Here is a 20199-nt window from a genome sequence, read left to right as displayed (position 1 = left end):
ATAATCATAAATTGAATTTATTTTCAGTTAAAATTTACTATTATACATTTTACTTCGTGGCATACAAATTGTAAATGTACGTTAATTTCAAAGTTATGGAGTATTTTTTTGTGGAAAAAATTTTAGAAGATTATCCCCGAAATGAAAGAAGTAATTTAATTCCAATCTTACAAGATATTCAGCACGAATATGGATATTTACCGGAAAATATTTTATCGGAAGTTGCCGAACATATAAATATTCCTTTTGCAAGTGTATATGGTGTTGCTACTTTTTATAATCAATTCCGATTAAAACCGTTAGGTAAAAATGTTATTAGAGTTTGCAGAGGAACAGCATGTCATGTAAAAAATTCTGCAAATATTTTAATTGCATTGGAAACAGAACTTTGCATAAAAGCCGGACAAACAACTCGCGATAAACAATTTACTTTAGAAACCGTTGCATGTATTGGCGCTTGCAGCATTGCTCCGGTAATAAATGTTAATGATGAATATTTTGGAAGAGTTACTATTAAAGAAATTCCTAAGATTATTAAAAAGTATAAAAATATTTCAAAGTTAGACGAAGAAAAATTAGTCGAGAGCTCAATATGAATTCCTTTTTAGATGTAATTAAGTCTAATGAAATTAAGAATGAAGATTTTATTAACGTATGTACAAATCCCAAAAATTATACAATTTCAGATGAACTTAAAAATGAAATAATTGATTTAAATAAAAGTTTAAAATATGAAGTTCATAGTTATCCTCTAATATTTATTGGAATGGGAACTTGCGGATTAGCTTCCGGTGCAGAAAAAGTTAAAACTGCAATAGAAAAAGAATTACAAAAACTTAATCTTAAAGCTCAAATAATCCCAACAGGATGCATTGGATATTGTGCAAAAGAAGTTATTGTCGATGTAAAATTACCTGGAAATCTTAGAGTTTCTTATGGTGAAATAACTCCAAATGATATTCCTAAATTCATTAGAAAAACAATTGTTGAACAAGATATTTTTAGAGAAAAAGTTTTAGGAAGTTTTGGTAATGGAATTGAAGGAATAAAAAATATTTCTGATTTACCATTTTTTAGGAGACAGAAAAAAATTGTATTAGAAAATTGTGGGATAATTTCTCCCTTATCTATTGATGAATATATTGCAAACGGTGGATTTACCGCATTAAATAAAATTTTAAAATCATATTCCAGAAAAGATGTTGTTGACGATATTATTAAAAGTGGATTAAGAGGAAGAGGCGGCGGCGGATTTCCAACCGGCAAAAAATGGGAGTTTGCATATAATCAAATTTCGGAAATTAAATATTTAATTTGCAATGCAGATGAAGGAGATCCCGGTGCATTTATGGATCGTTCAGTTTTAGAAAGTGATCCATTTAAATTAGTTGAAGGAATGATAATTGGTGCATACGCAATTGGAGCTTGCTTTGGATACATATATTGCCGCGCGGAATATCCGCTTGCAATTGCAAGATTGGAAAATACAATTAATCTTTGTGAAGAATATGGATTGCTTGGCGAAAATATTTTAGGAAGTAATTTTAGTTTCAAAATAAAAATAAAAAAGGGAGCTGGTGCTTTTGTTTGCGGTGAAGAAACCGCATTAATTGCATCAATAGAAGGCAAAAGAGGAATGCCGAAGCCGCGTCCACCTTATCCAGTAATTTCTGGTCTTTGGGGAAAACCAACCGTAATTAACAATGTTGAAACTTTTGCAAATATTACTTCAATAATAAACAACGGCAGTGAATGGTTCTCAAACATTGGTACAGAAACAAGCAAAGGTACAAAAGTTTTTGCACTTAGCGGAATGATAGAATTTAGCGGCTTGGTTGAAGTACCTATGGGTATAACTTTGCGTGAAGTTGTGTTTGATATAGGCGGTGGAATTCCAAATGGTAAAAAGTTTAAAGCAGTTCAAATTGGTGGTCCATCCGGTGGATGCTTGCCGGAAAGTGTTTTAGATACAAAAGTTGATTATGAATCTTTAAAACAAGTTGGCGCTATGATGGGTTCCGGCGGATTTGTTGTTATGGATGAAGGAACGTGTATGGTTGATGTTGCAAAATTCTTTTTAACATTTATTCAAAATGAATCTTGCGGGAAATGTGTTCCTTGTCGTGAAGGAACAAAAAGAATGTTGGAAATTATTGAAAGAATTCCGGTTAGTTATAGAGATACTAAAAATAAATTAGATCAGCTCCAAAGATTTAAAGGAATAATTCATCTTGAAAGATTAGCAGAAGTTATTCAAGATACTTCATTATGCGGATTAGGACAAACAGCGCCAAACCCGGTTTTATCCGGATTAAGATATTTTAAAGAGGAATACGAAAGCCATCTTTTTGATAGAGAATGTAAAGCCGGAGTTTGCAAAGAATTATTAACATATAAAGTAATAACTGATATTTGTAATGGCTGCGGATTGTGTGCGAGAAAATGTCCAACAGAGGCAATTGTTGGTGAAGCAAAACATCCCTATACTATTGTAGAATCAAAATGCATAAAATGCGGTATGTGTATTGAGACTTGCAGATTTGAAGCAATTGAAGCAAATTAAAATGGTTTTGGAGAAATTATGGTTGAATTAAAAATAAATAATCTAAATGTTAAAGCCGAAGAAGGAATGACAATTTTAGATGCGGCAAAATCGGTGGGTATAAAAATTCCTACACTTTGCCATTTAAGTAATATGATGCCTACTGGTGCTTGCCGAATGTGTGTTGTTGAAGTTACCGGAACAAGAGGCTTAATTCCAAGTTGTGCATATCCGGTAAGTAACGGAATGATAGTAGATACAAATTCACCGAGAGTAAGAAAAGCAAGAAAAACTATTGTTGAACTACTTATTGAAAATCACCCTCAAGATTGTCTTGTATGTGTAAGAAATAAAAATTGTGAATTACAAAATTTCTCCGAACAATATAGTATTAGAGAACATAGATTTTCCGGCGAAAGCAAATGTCATGCAATTGATATTTCAAGCGCATCAATGGAAAGAGATCCGGCAAAATGTATTTTATGTGGAAGATGTGTAAGAACATGTAACGAGGTTCAGAAAATTGGAGCCATAGATTTTACAAATCGCGGATTTAAAAGTAATGTTACAACTCCATACAATAGAGGATTGAATGTTAGTGATTGTATTCTTTGCGGTCAATGTATTTTAGTTTGTCCCACTGCAGCACTCAGAGAAAAGAGTTCACTAAAAGAAGTTACAAATGCGTTAAATAATAAAACAAAAATTCCTATTGTACAAGTTGCGCCCGCAGTTAGAGCTTCGCTAGGTGAAGAATATAATTTACCGTTAGGAACAAATGTTACCGGTCAATTAGTTACAGCTTTAAAAAGATTAGGATTTAAATATGTTTTTGACACAAATTTCGCGGCAGATTTAACAATCATCGAAGAAGCCGCAGAACTTCAAAATAGAATTGTAAACAATAAAACAATGCCTATGTTTACAAGCTGTTGTCCGGGTTGGGTAAAATATATTGAGCAAAATAGACCTCATTTATTAAATCATGTTTCAACTTGTAAATCACCTCACGAAATGGAAGGTGCAGTTTTAAAAACCTATTTTGCAAATAAAGCCGGATTGAAACCCGAAGATTTATTTGTAGTATCAATTATGCCATGTACGGTTAAAAAGTTTGAATCAGAGAGACCGGAACTTTCTGAAAATAAATTAATGGATGTTGATGAAGTTCTTACAACAAGAGAATTGGTTCGACTTTTCAAAATTGCCGGAATTGAATTTGAAGAATTACCGGAATCTGAATTTGATAATCCGCTTGGTGAATCAACCGGTGCCGCTGCAATTTTTGGTACTTCCGGCGGTGTTATGGAAGCTGCGTTAAGAACCGCGTATTTCAATCTAACCGGAAATGAATTGGAAAATCTTGAATTGCAAGATATTAGAGGAATGCAAGGAATTAAAGAAAGTTCAATTAAGATAAATGATTTAGTAATAAATGTAGCAGTAGTAAACGGTATTGGAAATATAAAACCAATATTGGATGAAATTGAAAATGGAAGTTCAAAATATCATTTCATAGAAGTAATGGCTTGCCCGGGCGGATGTATAAATGGCGGAGGTCAGCCAATTCACCAAAAAACAGAAAAATTAATTCAGCGTGTAAAAGCTCTTTACCAAATTGATAAGAATATGCAAAACCGAAGATCGCATGAGAATGAATCGGTAAAAAAATTATATGATGAATATTTTGAAAAACCTAATAGTCATAAGGCACATGAGATTTTACATACAACTTATGTAAATAGAAAAGATATTTTGAAAAATTAAGAAATTTGAGATGGAGATTTATAAATGGAAATTACAAATAAAATAAAAAAAATCCTTCTTGTTGATGATGATATAGATTTGTTGGAACAGAATAAACTTATTCTTGAAAATAAAGGCTTAGAAGTTATTACGGCTGAAACGGGAAAAGAAGGATTGCAAAAATATTTAAGTGAAAAGCCAGATGCAGCAATTGTAGATTTAATTATGGAAGAGCATGATAGTGGATTTGTACTTTGTCATAAATTAAAGAAAAATGATATTGGAAAAAACATTCCCGTAATTATTTTGACTTCCGCAACTTATGATACCGGATTTAAATTTAGTACAGCCACTCCTGAAGAAAAAAAATGGATTAAATGTGATGCTATTTTAAATAAACCAATTGTTATTGATGAATTAATTACTCAGCTTAACAAATATTTCGAATGAAATTGGAAAAATGATTTTTATGGATATTGAATATCCAAAAATATTATTTATTGATGATGAAAAAGGATTAAGATTAGGAACTGAAAAATTATTAAAGAAGAAAAGATTTGATGTAGTTTGCGCAGAAAACGGTGAAAAAGGTATTCAGCTTGGAACTCAGTTTGAATTTGATGTTGTCTTAATCGACCTTAATATGCCGGATATAAACGGACTTTCCGTATTAAAGCAATTAATATCCTTAAAACCAAATACTGTTTATTTTATTGTAACTGCTTATGGAAGTTACGAATCTGCAATTGAAGCAACCAGATTAGGAGCTTACAATTATTTTCTAAAACCATTCACTCCTCACGAATTATTGCATCAAATTGAAAAAGGTTTAAAGCATAGGAAATTACTAATAGAATCTCTTGAACTTAAAAAAGAAAGAGAAAAAAATCTTACAACAATTGCTCATGAAAAAAGCAGACTAAATACAATAATTGAAGCAATCAGCAGCGGAGTTATGCTTATAAATAAAGAGAGAAAACTTGTTTATTATAATAAAGCGTGTCTGCAAAAATTAAATTTTGATGAACTGATATTTGAAGAAGAAATTATTGAAAAGCTACCTCCAAATATTGCGAAACTTGTTAATGAAATTCTTATATCGGAAAATCCAAGAGGAAAATCTTACACAACAGAAGTTGAAATTTTACCAAATAATGAATTAACCATTGAAGCAACTTGTTCAAGAGTCCCTCATCCTGATGGAACTTTCGCTGGTGTTGTTGTTGTATTAAAAAATATTACCCGCTTAAAACAACTTGAAACTTTGAAATCACAATTTGTTTCTATGGTTGCACACGAATTAAAAACTCCTTTAGCCGCAGTTTTAGGTTACCTTGATATTTTGACAAATAGTACTATTGTAGTTCCTCAAGAAAAACAAAAGCAATATATGCAAAGATCACATTTGAGATTAAGAGGTTCTCTGGATTTAGTTAATGATTTGCTTGATATATCAAGAATTGAAACTAACCATATTGTGAAAGAAACTGAAATTGTTTCAATTCCGGAAATTATCAAATCATGTATTGAAATTTTAGAACTTGAAATCAAGAAAAAAAATATTAACATTTTGCATAATATTTCAGAAGTCTTACCAAAAATTAAAATTGATAAAAATGATATCATAAAAATATTTTCAAATCTTTTAAGCAATGCAATAAAATATAATTATGAAAATGGCAGTGTAATTATTAATTATAGCTTGAATAAAAATTTTATTGTTGTTTCAATTTCAGATACCGGAATTGGTTTAAAAGAAGATGAAAAAATGCATTTGTTCCAACAATTCTATAGAGCAAAAAACAAACATACAAAATTAGTAAGTGGCACAGGTTTAGGTTTATCAATTGTTAAAAGATTAGTTGATGCTAACCAAGGAAAAGTAAATGTAGAAAGCGTATATAATGAAGGCAGTACTTTTATAATACAATTTCCATTTAAATAAATAAACACTTAACTAGGAGAACAAAATGGCACTAATCGCTGTGATTGATGATGATCCGGATATTCTTGAAGCGAGTACATTAATTCTAGAGGCGAATGGCTATAAGGTTGTTACCGCATCAAATCCAACAACTGGTTTTGACATTGTCTCAAATAACAAACCAGATTTAATAATTCTTGATGTAATGATGGACGAGGCTGATGATGGATTTTTTCTTGCTCAAAGATTTAGGAAAGAAGGAATTAAAACCCCAATCTTAATGTACACTTCCATTTCAAAAGCAATTGGTTTGCATTTTGGAGCTAATGATTTAGTTCCAGTTGATGACTTTGTTGAAAAGCCAATATCACCGGAAGAATTAATTAAGAAAGTTCAAAACTTACTTTAAGAAAATTGGGGAGCAAATTATGTTTATTGAAGAAAAAACTTCGCTTGCCGAAGAAATCGAATTTTTAGTTATCAAGTATGGCAACGACCGATCAGCATTATTAACCATACTACATGATATTCAAAAAAAACACCGTTACATTTCTGATTACGCACAACAAGAAATTGCAAGACATCTTAACATTCATCCGGTTGAAGTTTACAGCGTAATTTCTTTCTATTCATTTTTAAATTCTACACCAAAAGGAAGAAATATTGTAAGAATTTGTCAAACCATTTCTTGTGATATGAAAGGGAAAGATGTACTTGTAAGAGCTATCGAACGAGAATTAGGGATTAAAATTGGTGATACAACAAAGGATAATAAATTTACAGTTGAGTATGCAAATTGTTTAGGATTGTGCGATGAATCGCCGGCAATGTCTATAAACGATCGAGTTTATACAAAGCTTACTCCGGAAAAAGCAATTCAACTTTTAAGCGAAGTGAAGTGAGGAGAAAATGGAAATAATAAAAAAAAATAGGAAAGGTGAAGTCATTTTCTCTCAATATAAAAGAGGTGACGGAATTAAAAAAACTGTGACGTTAAAGAGAGAAGAAATTTTACTTGAATTAAAAACATCAAAATTAAAAGGAAGAGGCGGTGCCGGTTTTCCAACTTCAACAAAATGGATGCTTACTGCTGCTTCAATTAGTGATGAAAAATATATTATTTGTAATGCTGATGAAGGCGAACCGGGGACTTTTAAAGATCGAGTACTTTTAGTAGAATATCCGGAATTAGTAATGGATGGAATGGTAATTGCCGGTTATACAATTGGCGCGAAAAAGGGAATTATTTATTTACGCGGAGAGTATGAATATCTTCTAAAATCTTTGCAAGATTATCTACAAGAAATGAGAAAGGATAATTTATTAGGTAAAGATATTCTAGGAAAAGAAGGATTTGAATTTGATATTGAAATATTTCTTGGCTCCGGGGCTTATGTTTGCGGAGAAGAAACCGCTTTGATAGAATCATTAGAAGGAAATAGAGGTGAAGCAAGAAATAGACCGCCTTATCCCGTAAATACGGGCTATAACGGAAAACCAACTTCAGTGAATAATGTTGAAACTTTAGCAGCAATTCCTCATATAATTTGTAAAGGTGCGAGTTGGTTCTTAAATGTTGGTACTGATAAATCAGCCGGTTCCAAATTGTTTTCTGTTTCCGGTGATTGCGAAAAACCCGGAGTTTATGAACTGCCTTGGGGAACTACAATAAACGAATTATTAAATTTAGTTGATGCAAAAAACACAAAAGCCGTGCAGATTGGAGGTGCTTCCGGTTTCTGCATTCCAAAATCACAGTTTGATAGAAAGCTTTCTTATGAAGATGTTTCAACTGGTGGTTCCGTAATTATTTTTAATGAATCAAGAAACATGTTAAAAGTGTTGAAAAATTTTATGGAATTTTTTGTTGAAGAATCATGCGGTCAATGTACGCCGTGTAGAATTGGAAATGTTAAATTGCTTGAGGGAGTTGAAATGATTGAAAAGGGTGAACACACTTTTACATATCTGAATAAATTAAAAGATTTAGGTAAAACAATGCAAGTTGCCTCAAAATGCGGATTAGGACAATCAAGCCCAAATTCATTTATATCAATTTTAGAAAACTTTAAAGATGAAGTTTTGAATTATTCAAACGGAGGCAATAATGGAAGAATATAAACATGATAGAGCTCCGATAAGTCAAAAATCACATGTTATTGAGAAACCAAAAAATCCCGAATATATTGGCGGATCAGTAAAAATTCAAATTAATGAAAAGCAAATTGTTGTGCCAATGGGAACTACAATTTTAGAAGCTTGCAGACAACATAATATTCATATACCTACACTTTGTCATCATCCGGATTTATGTGTCGCCGGCGTTTGTAGACTATGTGTTGTTGAAGTAGAAAATATGAGAACTTTACAAGCATCATGCGCTTTTCCAATTACTGCTCCAATCAAAATTCATACTTCAACACCAATGGTTCGCAAAGCAAGGAAGCATATTATTGATTTATTATTAAGTGAACATTACGGCGAATGCTATTCTTGTTTTAGAAATAATAATTGTGAACTTCAAGCACTTGCAAAAGAATATGGCGTAGATCATTATAATTTTGGACATAAATCCGAACCAAAATTTGAAATAGATAATTCTTCATATTCAGTTGTACGTGATATGGATAAATGTGTTCTGTGTAAAAGATGTGTTAGAACTTGTATCGATTTACAAGAAGTAGGTGTTTTGGAAGCAATTGATAGAGGCGCAGAAACACATATCGGTACTTTTTTTGAAAAACAATTATCAGATGTTATTTGCATTAATTGCGGACAATGTATAAATCGTTGTCCAACCGGAGCTTTACGTGCAAATGATCCAAGAGATGAAATTTGGGCAGCAATTGATGATCCTAATAAACATGTTGTTATTCAAACTGCACCTTCTCCAAGAGCTGCAATTGGCGAAGAATTTGGATTAGAAGCCGGTCATTCTCTAACTGGTGAATTAAATACCGCTTTAAGAAGAATTGGATTTGATAAAGTATTTGATACTGATTTTACAGCAGATTTAACAATTATGGAAGAAGGTACGGAATTAATTTTAAGACTTTATAATGCATTGGTTAAAAATGATGAAAATGCGGTATTGCCTCAATTTACTTCTTGTTCACCGGGCTGGGTAAAATATTTAGAACATTTTTATACAGATTATATTGATAATTTAAGTACAGCAAAATCCCCTCAGCAAATGTTTGGCTCAGTAATTAAAACTTTCTATTCAGATATTACTGGAATCGATCCTAAAAATATTGTAACTGTTGCTTTAATGCCATGCTCGGCTAAAAAATTTGAATGCAATAGACCAGAAATGGTTGATTCGGGATATAAAGATGTTGATTACGGATTGACAACGCGTGAGCTTGCTCAAATGATTAAAGAAGCCGGAATATTTTTACCAGAAATGCCAAAATCAGATTTTGATGATCCATTTGGAAATGCTTCCGGTGCTGGATTAATCTTTGGGGCAACCGGCGGAGTTATGGAAGCTGCTTTAAGAACAGTTATCGAATTAGTAACCGGTAAAAAAGTAGAAAGTATTTTTGAAAATGCAAACATCTTACCAATGAGAGGTTTTGAAGGAATTAAATATGTGGAATTTCCAATTACTGAAGTTGGTGAAGTACCGGCAATTTATAAGAAATATTTTAATGATTGGAATTGGTTAAAAGGTGCAACTCTAAAAGTTGCTGTTGCTCATGGAACCGCAAATGCTAAAAAAGTTATGGAAGATATAAAAGCCGGAGGTAAATTTAGCGAATGTCATTTCATTGAATTTATGGGATGTCCCGGCGGATGTTTGGGCGGCGGCGGTCAGCCAATTCCCACCAGCGAAGAAATAAGAAAAAAACGTGCGGAAGCAATTTATAAAGAAGAAGAAGGTTTGCCAATTAGAAAGTCTCATGAAAATCCCCATATCAATTTTATTTATGAAAACTTTTTGAAAGAAGGACCTTGCGGACATTTATCGCATAAACTTTTACATACAACTTATGTAAAGCGCGGTAAATATATTTCTTAACTAAAATTATTCAGACTCACATTTATTTTGTGAGTCTGATATTATAAAAATATGTTTAAACTCGTTCCTAAATGGGCATATAATTACGATGAATATTGGAAATCAATAAGAGCAAGAAATATTTGGTTTATACAACTTAGGTTTGGTGCAGTTGTAATGCTGATATTTATGTTTCTTATTGCTCAACAATTATTTGGGATCAAATTTTCTGAATATCAGAAAAATTGGTTTATTTTAATTTCGATAAGTATTGCTATTTATAACACTTTTCTTTTTGCTTTCAGTAATAAAATTAAATGTACCCCGGGTAAATTTAATGTTCTGCATTATTCACTTCTACAAATGGTTTTGGATTTAATTGCACTTACTTTATTAGTTTATTTTACCGGCAGCATAGAAACTCCGCTTTACATGCTTTATATTTTTCATATGATAATAGGAAGTTTAATTTTACCTATACATGTTATTTTTATTATGGCAACTTTATTAGTTACAACTTTTTCAAGTATTGTAACATTGGAGCATTTGGGAAATATTCCTCACTATCATATAAATGAAATTTACTTTAGCGAAAATGTTCACAATGTAAAATTTATAATTTTCTCGCTCGGAATTTTCATTTTCACAATTTATACAACAATTGGAATTACAAGCAGAATTGCAAAAAGACTTTATAAACGCGAACAGCAATTAAAAGAAACTTTGGAAGAATTAAATAACGTAGAGGAAGCTAAACAAAAATATATTATGGCTGTTGTGCACGAAATTAAAAGTCCTATTGTGGCGGCTCAATCAATTATTGAATTAATTAAAAATGGTTATGTTGGTGAAGTTAATGAACAAATGAAGAGAAAACTTGAGCGAACAAAAACAAGAACCGATGAAGCACTTAGTTTGATTAATAATATTTTGCGAATTTCGAAATTAAAATTATTGAATGATATTACTTACTCAAAAGTTGATTTATTAAAAGCTTTGAAAATTGTTTTATCTCAAAAAAGTGACATAATAAAAAACAAACATATTGAACTAAAAGTGAATGATTATAGAAGCAGAAAAAATGAAATAGACTGTGATCCAATAATGATGGAGTTGGTTTTATCAAATATAATTGGGAACGCAGTAAAGTATACAAAGGAAAATCAATCGGTACATATAGATTTAAACGAAGACTATAAGTTTGTTACAATTGAAACTTCAGACAGCGGAATTGGAATTCCAAAGAACGAAATCGAAAAAATATTTCAGCAATTTTACAGAGCAACTAATTTACCAAGTAAGTATATTGAAGGAAGCGGTTTGGGTTTATCACTTGTAAAAGAAATTGTTGAAAGATTAAACGGCAGCATTAATATTACAAGTCCATCCAAAATTGGGAACAGTGAATTTCCCGGTACAAGTGTTATTATTAAGTTTCCGATAATTCAATAATTTTTCATGCAAAACCTCAATTTTTATGAAACATAAATTTTATATTGTCCTAATTATAATTATTTCTGCAAATTTTATGTTTGCACAAAAATCATTTGTTGAAGGTAAAATTAAATCCGATGTAACATTATTAAAAAATGTTGAAATTAAAATTGACGAGTTGGGAAGCCAATATTTTAGCGATGAAAACGGAAATTATAAAATTGAATTAAACTCAAGCGGTAATTATACATTAGTATTTTCTCATATTGGTTTTAATTCCGTAACAAAAAATATTTTTGTTAACTCAAATGAAAATTATGAATTAAATATTTCTTTAGAACCTAATATTATTGGGCTTGGAGAAGCAATAGTTCAAAGTTCGCGTTATGATAAAATATTAAAAGAATCCGTTATCCCAATTGAATTTATTACTAAAGATAAAATTGATAATTCCAACTTTATTACACTCTCAGATTTAGCAAGTAATAATTCTGGGATCACATTAATAAAAGATGCGCCATGGGGAACAACAATTAATATTAGAGGATTGAGTAAACAAAACATTATTTATTTACTTGATGGATATAGAATTGAAACATCGACAAATCTTTCAGCCGGTTTATCAATGTTAAATTTGAATGATATTGAAAATATTGAATTAGTTAAGGGTGGAATATCTTCACTTTATGGCAGCGGCGCAACCGGCGGAATTATTAATATTAAAAGTAAAGAACCAGAATTTGTAAATAACTTTTTCTTGCATCCGAGTTTTACTTCTTCCTATAATTCGGTTAATAATAATTTTTGTAATAATCTCAGTTTATCAACCGGAAGCAAAATTTGGTCTTTGATATTTAGCGGATTCTATAGGAATGCAGATGATATAAAAACTCCCAATGGAATTTTAGAGAATAGTTCTTTTAAAGATGAAAGTGTAAACGGAAAATTGAGAATTACTCCAATTGAAAATGTTGAATTAAATTTTTCATACAATAAATATTCTGCCTACGATGTTGGTTTGCCGGGTGGCGAACCTTTTCCCGAAACAGCAAAAGCAAAATATATTTTTGCAAAAAGGGAAATGTTAAATGGTGAAATTTATTTTTATAACATTTCAAAATATTTAACAAAAACGCAAATAAAGTATTATCATCAAATAATAAAAAGAAGTGTTGAAACAAGACCAAATGCAATTGCCGTAACAAATCCTTTTGCAGAGCATACAATGGATGGATTTACAATTCAAAGTGATTGGATTTTAAGTAATTCCAATATTTTAATTGCGGGAATAGATTATTGGCAGAGAAAATACGAAGGCGAAAGGAAAACAACAAATAATAAAACAAATATTATTACGGTTGATAAACCAGTACCGGATTCAAAATTTAGAAATTTAGGAATTTTTGCATCTGATGAAATTGAATTAATTTCAAATAAAATTTCTTTAACATTTAGCGGAAGATACGACTTAATAAATATTACAAATGATGAAACAAAAAATCCTTTGTACATAATTAGCAATGGTGTTATTAACACAAATGTTAGAAACGATGATGCATCATATTCTGCTTACGATGAAAACAATAAATCCTTCAGTGGTAATTTTGGAATTTTATATAAATTAAATAACGAAATAGATTTTACTTTTAATTCAGCTTATACTTTTAGATCGCCATCACTTGAAGAAAGATATCAATATATTGATCTTGGCGGAATTAAATATTTTGGAAACCCCAATCTTGAACCGGAAAAAGGAATTTCACTAGATGCTGGATTTAGAGTTTGGAATAATAATTTAAATTTTAAAATCAATACATTCTTAAATAGTTTATCGAATTTAGTTATTGATGAAGAAATCTTTGTTGATAGTTTATTTCAAAAACAAAATGTTGGAAAAGCTAGACTTTATGGATTTGATATGAGTTTTGATTATAATATTTATTCGAATAATTCTTTTTACGGAATTGCTTCATACGTAATTGGAAAAGATTTAACAAAAGATGAATATCTCCCGCAAATTCCACCTATGAATTTTATTATAGGTTCTAAAATTGAAATAATTAATGAAATTAATTGTGATGTTTCAGCAAATATTTTTACAGATCAAGATAAAATTTCAAATGACGAAAATAGAACCGGCGGCTATACTACATTTGATTTTTCAATTCATACTAAACAAATATCATTTTTAAAATCTTTAATTAAATTATCTGCTGGAATAGAAAATATTTTTAATAAAGCTTATAGAAATCATCTTTCAACTTTTAGAGGAATTAATTTATTAGAACCGGGAAGAAATATTTTTGCCAAAATAAATATCGAAATAAAATAATATGAACGAATGGTTTTTTATTGCTCTCGCATCAGCAATATTTTCTGCACTTGCTGCAATTTTTCAAAAGAAAGTTTTATTCAATTTAGATGCGTTGGAATTTTCGTTTATCCTTTCCATATTTAATTTAATAGTTGCACTTTTGCTATTTCCTCAAATGGATATGAGTAAAATATCTTTTGATGGATTAATAATTTTATATTTTAAAACAATTCTTGGAGCAATAGCATTTTTAAATATTATGCTGGCAATTAAAAATTTGGAAATCAGCAATGCTTTGCCGTTGATGACTTTAACTCCCGGAATAGTTGTGGTTTTGTCTTTCATCATTTTAGGCGAATCAATTTCAAGTATTGAATTTTTGGGAATGATAATTTTATTATTTGGTACATATGTTTTGGAACTTCGCAAAAAGGATAATTTAATTGATCCAATAAAAACATTGATAAAAACAAATTATCATCGTTACATTTTTTATGCTTTAATACTTCTTTCAGTTTCATCCGTTATTGATAAATTAATAATTAAGGATTTTAATTTATCACCGTTTAATTTTGTTGTCTTTCAACAAATATTTTTAGCTATAAATTTTACAATTATAATTTTAATTAAATTGAAAAATCCAATTAATATTCTAAGAAAAGTTTCAAAAGATAATTTAGGTTGGATTATTTTAATTTCTATTTTAACAATCGGATATAGATATACTCAAATTGAAGCAATAAAAATTGCGCCGGTTGCGTTAGTTCTTACTATAAAAAGAACATCGGTTTTCTTTGCATCAATTATCGGCGGAAAATTATTTAATGAAAAATATTTGTTAAAAAAGGGAATTGGAATTATTCTAATTCTAATCGGAGCTTATATTTTAAGTTAGATAAGTATAATAAATATTTCAAAAGATAATTTTATAATGATGAAATAAATTTAAAATATTCTTTTGGAAATAAATTATATACAATTTTTGCTTGCTCAATATTTTCAAAAACTCCATAAACCGTTGAACCAGTTCCGCTCATTAATGAAAATACGGCTCCGTTATTATACATTTCATTTTTAATATTTTTTATTTCTGAATATTTATTAAAAACATAGTTTTCAAAATCATTAATTAGATTATTTCTTAAAAAATTAAAATCAATTTCTTCACTATTTAGAAAATAATTGTAATCAAAATTTGAAGGCTTTGGTTGGATGTTGGAAAAAGCGTCTTTTGTAGAAATATGAATTTTGGGATTTATTATTAAAATTACTTTGTCAATATAATTTTGACTAATCTCTAAAATTTCTCCGCGAGAACTTCCAACAGCCGGTTTTGAATTAATGAAAAAAGGTACATCTGAACCAAGCTCTAACGCAATTTGATGAAGTTTTTCATCACTAATTTTTAATTCAAACATTTCATTTAATCCCATTAAAGTTGAAGCTGCGTTTGAACTTCCGCCGCCTAAGCCGGCACCGATTGGGATTATTTTTTCCAAATATATTTTTACGTTAAGTTTCCTTTTGATTAATTCTTCAATTGAAGAAACTGCGCGCTGAATTAAATTTGAAGAATCTTTAACTAAATCAATATTGTTCGAATCAAAAATAAAATTATTTGAATGCTCAAAAGTAATCTTATCACATAAATCATAAATTGGATAAAAAAATGTTTGCAAATTATGAAATCCGTCATTTCGTTTATTAATAATATTTAATCCAAAATTTATTTTTGCCGGAGAATTAAGAATTAGTTTTTTCATCTAAAAAATCTCTAATAATTTTTGTGTGATGGGGATTTGAACCGCAACAAGTTCCAATTAATTTTGGATTAAAAGGTAACGAAGATTTTACAATTTCTAAATACTGGATTGGAGAAATTCCGCAATTAATATTTCCATCATTGTAATCGCTGCTTCCGCAGTTTAAATAAAATCCCCAATTATCAATAACAAAACTTGATTTTAACAATTTGAAAAATGTTTCAGAAAATATGCAATTAAAACAAATTAATATTGGAGAATAAAAATTTATCATATCTAAAACATCTGAAAGATTTTCTCCGCTTAAGATTTTTAATTCATCCGTAATCAGCAAACTTATTATGTATGGGACTTTATTTTCAAAACAATATTTACAAACAATTTCAATTTCATCAAAATGACTTTGAGTTTCATTTAATATAAAATCTGCTCCATATTTATATAATAAATCAATATGTTGATGATGATTATCAATCAAATCTTTATACGTTATATTTCTTTCATTTTGATATGAATCTTCTGCCGGTGGATTCGATCCGGCAATTAGAATATTCGAATCGCCAACTGCATCTTTTGCAATATTTAGACTTAATTCAACAATTTTATTTTGATCAAAATCCGTAATCGTTTTTTTAAATACCGAAGGATTTGTCCTAAAAGTATTTGTCGTAATTATATCACATCCCGCATTTATATATTCTTTGTGAATGTCTTTTATAATATTTGGATATTTAAAATTTAGGTAACTCATCCACAAATATTTATCCGATTTGAAACCTCTTTGTTGAAGTAAACTTCCCATTGCTCCATCGAGAATTAGCGGTTTTTGCAATTGATTGAAAACTGTGGCTATCTCTAATTTATTCATTTGAAAGTATTTTTAGCAAAAATGAAAAATATTGAGATGATAATTCCGGAAGATTTTCGTAATCAGAAAATTCAAATCTTTTACTAAGTTTTATAAATTTCCTTTGTGATTGAGTTTCCAGATTTATTTTATCAATCAAAATATAATTTGATTTATTAAAATGGTATTCCCATGGAGTTTTGGCAACAGAGAAATAAATATTTTTATTCTTTAATAAATGCTGTCTATCAAAAATAATTTCTTTGTACTTTTCTAAATAAAATCCTTCAAGATGTAAAGTCGAACTAAAATAATTTCCCCACCAAAACATAGTTCTAAACGTAAAAGTATTTTCTTTGGAAAATAATTTCGGATAATCCAAAACTACATAGGGAAGTGAGAGATAATTTTCTCCTTTAAATATTTTTCCAATTTTTTTATCAATGAGTTTTTCAAATTTGAAATTACTTTGATTAATAATATCTGAAATTCTTTTTCGAGTTTCTTCAAGCTGGATATGGATTTTATCAATAATAATAGTTTTAGCTTTTAAAAAATCTTTATCTAAAATTATTGTTTTCTCAAAATCTGTGAATAGAATATTTTCTTTCAATTTTTTGCTGCAACAACAATATTTAAAATACCGTTATAATTTTCTAACTTAACTTTGACATAAGACGGTATTTTGCCGCCCAAATTATCTTTAACAAGAACTTTATCAGTATTTAAATCAGTGGAAAATATTTCCTCATTTAAATTATCATAAACCGTAAATTGACTATTTGTAGAACTGGTCTTATTAGATGTAACAGTAATAACTAATGAATCATTTGTGAAATCAACGTAATCATTATAATTGTAATTGAAATTCTTTGCATTAAGGGTAAAAACAAAACTATTTTCAACGTTTGCAATTACTGGAATATTATCATATTCAGGTAAATTAATATTTATTAAAGATCCGGTAATTGTGTCTTCATTTTCTCTGCAAGAAAATACAGAAATTAGTACAAGCAGAATTAGTAAAATTAGTTTTAGATTTATCATAAAATATCCGTAAAATTAAAAATCATTCAAATAAAATTGCATCAGCTTCAATTTCCACCAACATTTCCGGAAGTATCAATTTTTTAATTTCAATCATTGATGTAGCCGGTTTTATTTTATCAAAATATTCTCCATGCGCTTTACCAATTTTCTCCCAATTTTCAATATTAGTTACAAATATTCTTGTTCTTACAATATTGGTTAAATTTGCTCCAATTTTTAGCAAAGCATTTTCAATATTTTTAATACATTTAATTGTTTGTAAATATGGATCATCAATTCCAACAATTTTTCCATTTTCATCAGTTGCAGTTGTCCCGGAGATATAAATATTCTGACCAATTTTTACAGCACGAGAATATCCAACAATATCTTCCCAAACCGCATTTGATGAAATATTAATTCGTTCACTTTTCATAAATTATTTTCATTTTCCCAAACAATAAATATCTGTATTTTGAAATTATATCGTAAAACCAGTCTCTAATTTTCTTTGGTAAATATTTTACGATTTTGAATATTTTGTAATTTACCGGCATATCATTTAATAATTCTATAAAAGCATCACTCTTAAAATAAATTTTATCATTGGAAAATAATATAATTGTATTTTCTGGAATTTCACCAAGATTATATTTTTTAATTAATAAAATTCCTTCTTCCGATTCGGACGGAACAAATGTATAGTTTTTATCTTTTAAGTTTCTTTGAAGATTTGAAACAGCAAAATTGCAAAGTGTACATGTTCCATCAAATAAGATTTTTTTAACTTGTGAATGATGATTCAACATATTGATGACTAATTGTTAAGTGAAACTTAGCTAATAAATTATTTATAATAAATTGCAAAAGTTTTCACAATATTTGAATGCCGTAAAGTGTCAATTCTTCTTTCTGCTTCGGCAAAATCAATTTCAATTTCTCTGTAATTTGGACCATTATAATTTTCACAAGAAGCACCAAGAATGATTTTCTGATCAATACTTGTGAGTTTATAATTTAATAATTTCACGCCCCAGCCGTTTCTGCAAGATGTTGTATCTGATTGAAGAATCTCAACTTTTTCTTTGTTGGAAGTTAGTTTGTAAGTCGTAAAATATATTTGCGTAAACGGTCGTTTGTAAATTTGAAAAGTTGAATCTAAAACTTGAACTTCCATTCTTATATCAACATTGAGCGGTTCTTGTTTTGGTTCAACAATTTTATCAGAACAATTTATAAAAAGTATTAAAGAAATTATAACTAAACTAATACTTAATATTATGTATGTAAAATTTTTCATTTGATAAATTATTTTAAACTTTTATTAAATTTTTCTGGTTTGCAGATGTAGATTTTATCGTTTGTAACACGCAGACATTTTTTGCAAAAAAATTTTGGTTTTTTAATTAATTTGCAAATTTCAATTTCATATTTTTCAATTTCAGATTTAGAAAATTCGCAAAATGTTTTATCTAATTTTTTCAAAAAATATCTAACTCAAAAATTTTTTTTATTAAGATGAAAATTTTCATAAACATAATCAAAATATGGAATGAAACTATTTAAAACTTTTCCATAATGTAAATCGCTCAAATCGTTTTCTTCACTTCTAACAAAATCAAAATCTGAAATATATGGAACTCTTATCAGTTCATTATTAATTGATTTTCCGAAAAGACAAAAAACCGGTTTCTTAAATGCAGAAGCCAATTGTAAAGTAAAAGTATCCAATGTAAAAATAAAATTCGATCTTGATATTAAAGCTGCATATTTATCAAAATCATCTGAGAAAAATATTTTTTCTTTTCCTTCGGAAATTTTATCAGTGTTTTCAATATCTTTTTGAAGCGAAGTAATTATAATGTTCGTATCATAATTTTTAATATACTTAATCAGCTTTTTGAAATTATCAATTCCCCAAAAATTATTTTGTATTTCATCTGAAACATTTAGAATAACAAACATTTTACTTGAATTAAAAACGGTTAACAAAAATCTATCAACTTCTTCATACGAATTATCTAAAGGCTGATATAATAAATTCAATTTTGATTTATCAATTTCAAATTCAAACACTTCACAAATATTTAAAATTCTATCAACAAAATGATTTGTTGCTGGGTTTAATTTATCAACTAAATGTGTAAAAATTTTATCATAAATATTTTTAAATCCAACTTTAAAATTTGCTTTAATTAATGATGTATAAAATATTTCATTATCCTCATAATTTTCATTTGAATTTATAATTATATCAAATTTAATTTTATTCAATTTTCCTATTTGAAAAATTTTAGCTGATACATCATTCTCAGCAATAAATATTTTGTTTATATAAGGATTGTTGGAAAAAATTATTTCGTTTTCAATATTTACAATTAACGAAATCTCAGCATTGGTTTTTTCATAAATCAATTTAATAAGCGGAGTAATTAAAAGTGATTCAGACTTATTTTTTAAAATGATAATTAGAATTTTTGAATTACTATTTAGCAAAATATTTGAATTAGATTTCTTTTTAGAAGAAAGTTTTATCGAAAAACGAATAAATAAATGAATTAAATATATTTTTATTTTATGCAATTTATTTTAATGTA

At 28.8% G+C, this 20199-nt stretch carries 20 protein-coding genes; 12 read left to right on the top strand and 8 right to left on the bottom strand.

The genetic code is table 11. The annotated features are described in order from the left end of the window. Positions 1–74 precede the first annotated feature (74 nt). The 12 genes from nuoE (IPH62_15935) to IPH62_15880 are packed head-to-tail and all read left to right on the top strand — an operon-like array spanning position 75 to position 14858. A complete protein-coding gene (nuoE, locus tag IPH62_15935; protein MBK7106765.1) occupies positions 75–596 on the top strand; it encodes an NADH-quinone oxidoreductase subunit NuoE in 522 nt (173 codons plus the stop codon). Beyond that, a complete protein-coding gene (locus IPH62_15930; GenBank protein ID MBK7106764.1) occupies positions 593–2563 on the top strand; it encodes an NADH-quinone oxidoreductase subunit NuoF in 1971 nt (656 codons plus the stop codon). Before nuoE (IPH62_15935) ends, IPH62_15930 begins: the two co-directional genes overlap by 4 nt. An 18-nt stretch (positions 2564–2581) precedes the next feature. After that, the gene (locus IPH62_15925; protein ID MBK7106763.1) at positions 2582–4309 is read left to right on the top strand and encodes an iron hydrogenase small subunit; all 1728 of its coding nucleotides are present in this window, start codon (positions 2582–2584) and stop codon (positions 4307–4309) included. A gap of 24 nt (positions 4310–4333) precedes the next feature. Next, on the top strand, positions 4334–4738 hold the full coding sequence (locus tag IPH62_15920; GenBank protein MBK7106762.1) for a response regulator: 405 nt from the start codon (positions 4334–4336) through the stop codon (positions 4736–4738). A 19-nt stretch (positions 4739–4757) separates the two neighbouring features. Then, positions 4758–6233 (top strand): response regulator, encoded by a 1476-nt coding sequence (locus tag IPH62_15915; GenBank protein MBK7106761.1) that lies wholly within the window; start codon positions 4758–4760, stop codon positions 6231–6233. Positions 6234–6258: 25 nt separating this feature from the next. Beyond that, positions 6259–6621 (top strand): response regulator, encoded by a 363-nt coding sequence (locus IPH62_15910; GenBank protein MBK7106760.1) that lies wholly within the window; start codon positions 6259–6261, stop codon positions 6619–6621. Positions 6622–6640: 19 nt separating this feature from the next. Continuing rightward, complete coding sequence (nuoE, locus tag IPH62_15905; protein MBK7106759.1) at positions 6641–7114, top strand: NADH-quinone oxidoreductase subunit NuoE; 474 nt, start codon at positions 6641–6643, stop codon at positions 7112–7114. A gap of 7 nt (positions 7115–7121) precedes the next feature. After that, positions 7122–8333, top strand: coding sequence for an iron hydrogenase (locus IPH62_15900; protein MBK7106758.1), 1212 nt, complete (start codon positions 7122–7124; stop codon positions 8331–8333). Further along, complete coding sequence (locus IPH62_15895) at positions 8320–10236, top strand: iron hydrogenase small subunit (GenBank protein ID MBK7106757.1); 1917 nt, start codon at positions 8320–8322, stop codon at positions 10234–10236. Before IPH62_15900 ends, IPH62_15895 begins: the two co-directional genes overlap by 14 nt. Before the next feature lie 51 nt (positions 10237–10287). Continuing rightward, positions 10288–11667, top strand: a complete 1380-nt coding sequence (locus tag IPH62_15890; GenBank protein MBK7106756.1) for a HAMP domain-containing histidine kinase — start codon at positions 10288–10290, stop codon at positions 11665–11667. 25 nt (positions 11668–11692) lie between these two features. Beyond that, positions 11693–13981, top strand: a complete 2289-nt coding sequence (locus IPH62_15885; GenBank protein ID MBK7106755.1) for a TonB-dependent receptor — start codon at positions 11693–11695, stop codon at positions 13979–13981. Position 13982: 1 nt separating this feature from the next. Beyond that, on the top strand, positions 13983–14858 hold the full coding sequence (locus IPH62_15880) for an EamA family transporter (GenBank protein ID MBK7106754.1): 876 nt from the start codon (positions 13983–13985) through the stop codon (positions 14856–14858). 31 nt (positions 14859–14889) lie between these two features. Here IPH62_15880 and ispE read toward each other — a convergent pair whose 3' ends face one another. From ispE to IPH62_15840, 8 genes are all read right to left on the bottom strand, one after another. Continuing rightward, positions 14890–15726, bottom strand: coding sequence for a 4-(cytidine 5'-diphospho)-2-C-methyl-D-erythritol kinase (gene ispE, locus IPH62_15875; GenBank protein MBK7106753.1), 837 nt, complete (start codon positions 15724–15726; stop codon positions 14890–14892). After that, on the bottom strand, positions 15707–16594 hold the full coding sequence (locus IPH62_15870) for a homocysteine S-methyltransferase family protein (GenBank protein MBK7106752.1): 888 nt from the start codon (positions 16592–16594) through the stop codon (positions 15707–15709). Before IPH62_15870 ends, ispE begins: the two co-directional genes overlap by 20 nt. Further along, complete coding sequence (locus tag IPH62_15865; GenBank protein MBK7106751.1) at positions 16587–17186, bottom strand: hypothetical protein; 600 nt, start codon at positions 17184–17186, stop codon at positions 16587–16589. Before IPH62_15865 ends, IPH62_15870 begins: the two co-directional genes overlap by 8 nt. Continuing rightward, positions 17183–17620 (bottom strand): hypothetical protein, encoded by a 438-nt coding sequence (locus IPH62_15860; GenBank protein MBK7106750.1) that lies wholly within the window; start codon positions 17618–17620, stop codon positions 17183–17185. The genes IPH62_15865 and IPH62_15860 overlap by 4 nt, the downstream gene beginning before the upstream one ends. 22 nt (positions 17621–17642) lie before the next feature. Continuing rightward, positions 17643–18038 (bottom strand): RidA family protein, encoded by a 396-nt coding sequence (locus IPH62_15855; GenBank protein MBK7106749.1) that lies wholly within the window; start codon positions 18036–18038, stop codon positions 17643–17645. Further along, on the bottom strand, positions 18028–18411 hold the full coding sequence (locus tag IPH62_15850; GenBank protein ID MBK7106748.1) for a DUF393 domain-containing protein: 384 nt from the start codon (positions 18409–18411) through the stop codon (positions 18028–18030). The genes IPH62_15855 and IPH62_15850 overlap by 11 nt, the downstream gene beginning before the upstream one ends. Positions 18412–18449: 38 nt before the next feature. After that, the gene (locus IPH62_15845; protein MBK7106747.1) at positions 18450–18902 is read right to left on the bottom strand and encodes a hypothetical protein; all 453 of its coding nucleotides are present in this window, start codon (positions 18900–18902) and stop codon (positions 18450–18452) included. A 197-nt stretch (positions 18903–19099) separates the two neighbouring features. After that, positions 19100–20185: a hypothetical protein gene (locus IPH62_15840; protein ID MBK7106746.1), complete on the bottom strand. Its 1086-nt coding sequence runs from the start codon at positions 20183–20185 to the stop codon at positions 19100–19102. Positions 20186–20199 lie beyond the last annotated feature (14 nt).

The sequence above is a fragment of the Ignavibacteriota bacterium genome, from assembly GCA_016708125.1.
GTDB lineage: Bacteria > Bacteroidota > Ignavibacteria > Ignavibacteriales > Melioribacteraceae.
Note: the sequence above shows the minus strand (reverse complement) of the source record. Positions and strands in the feature narration are given on the sequence as shown.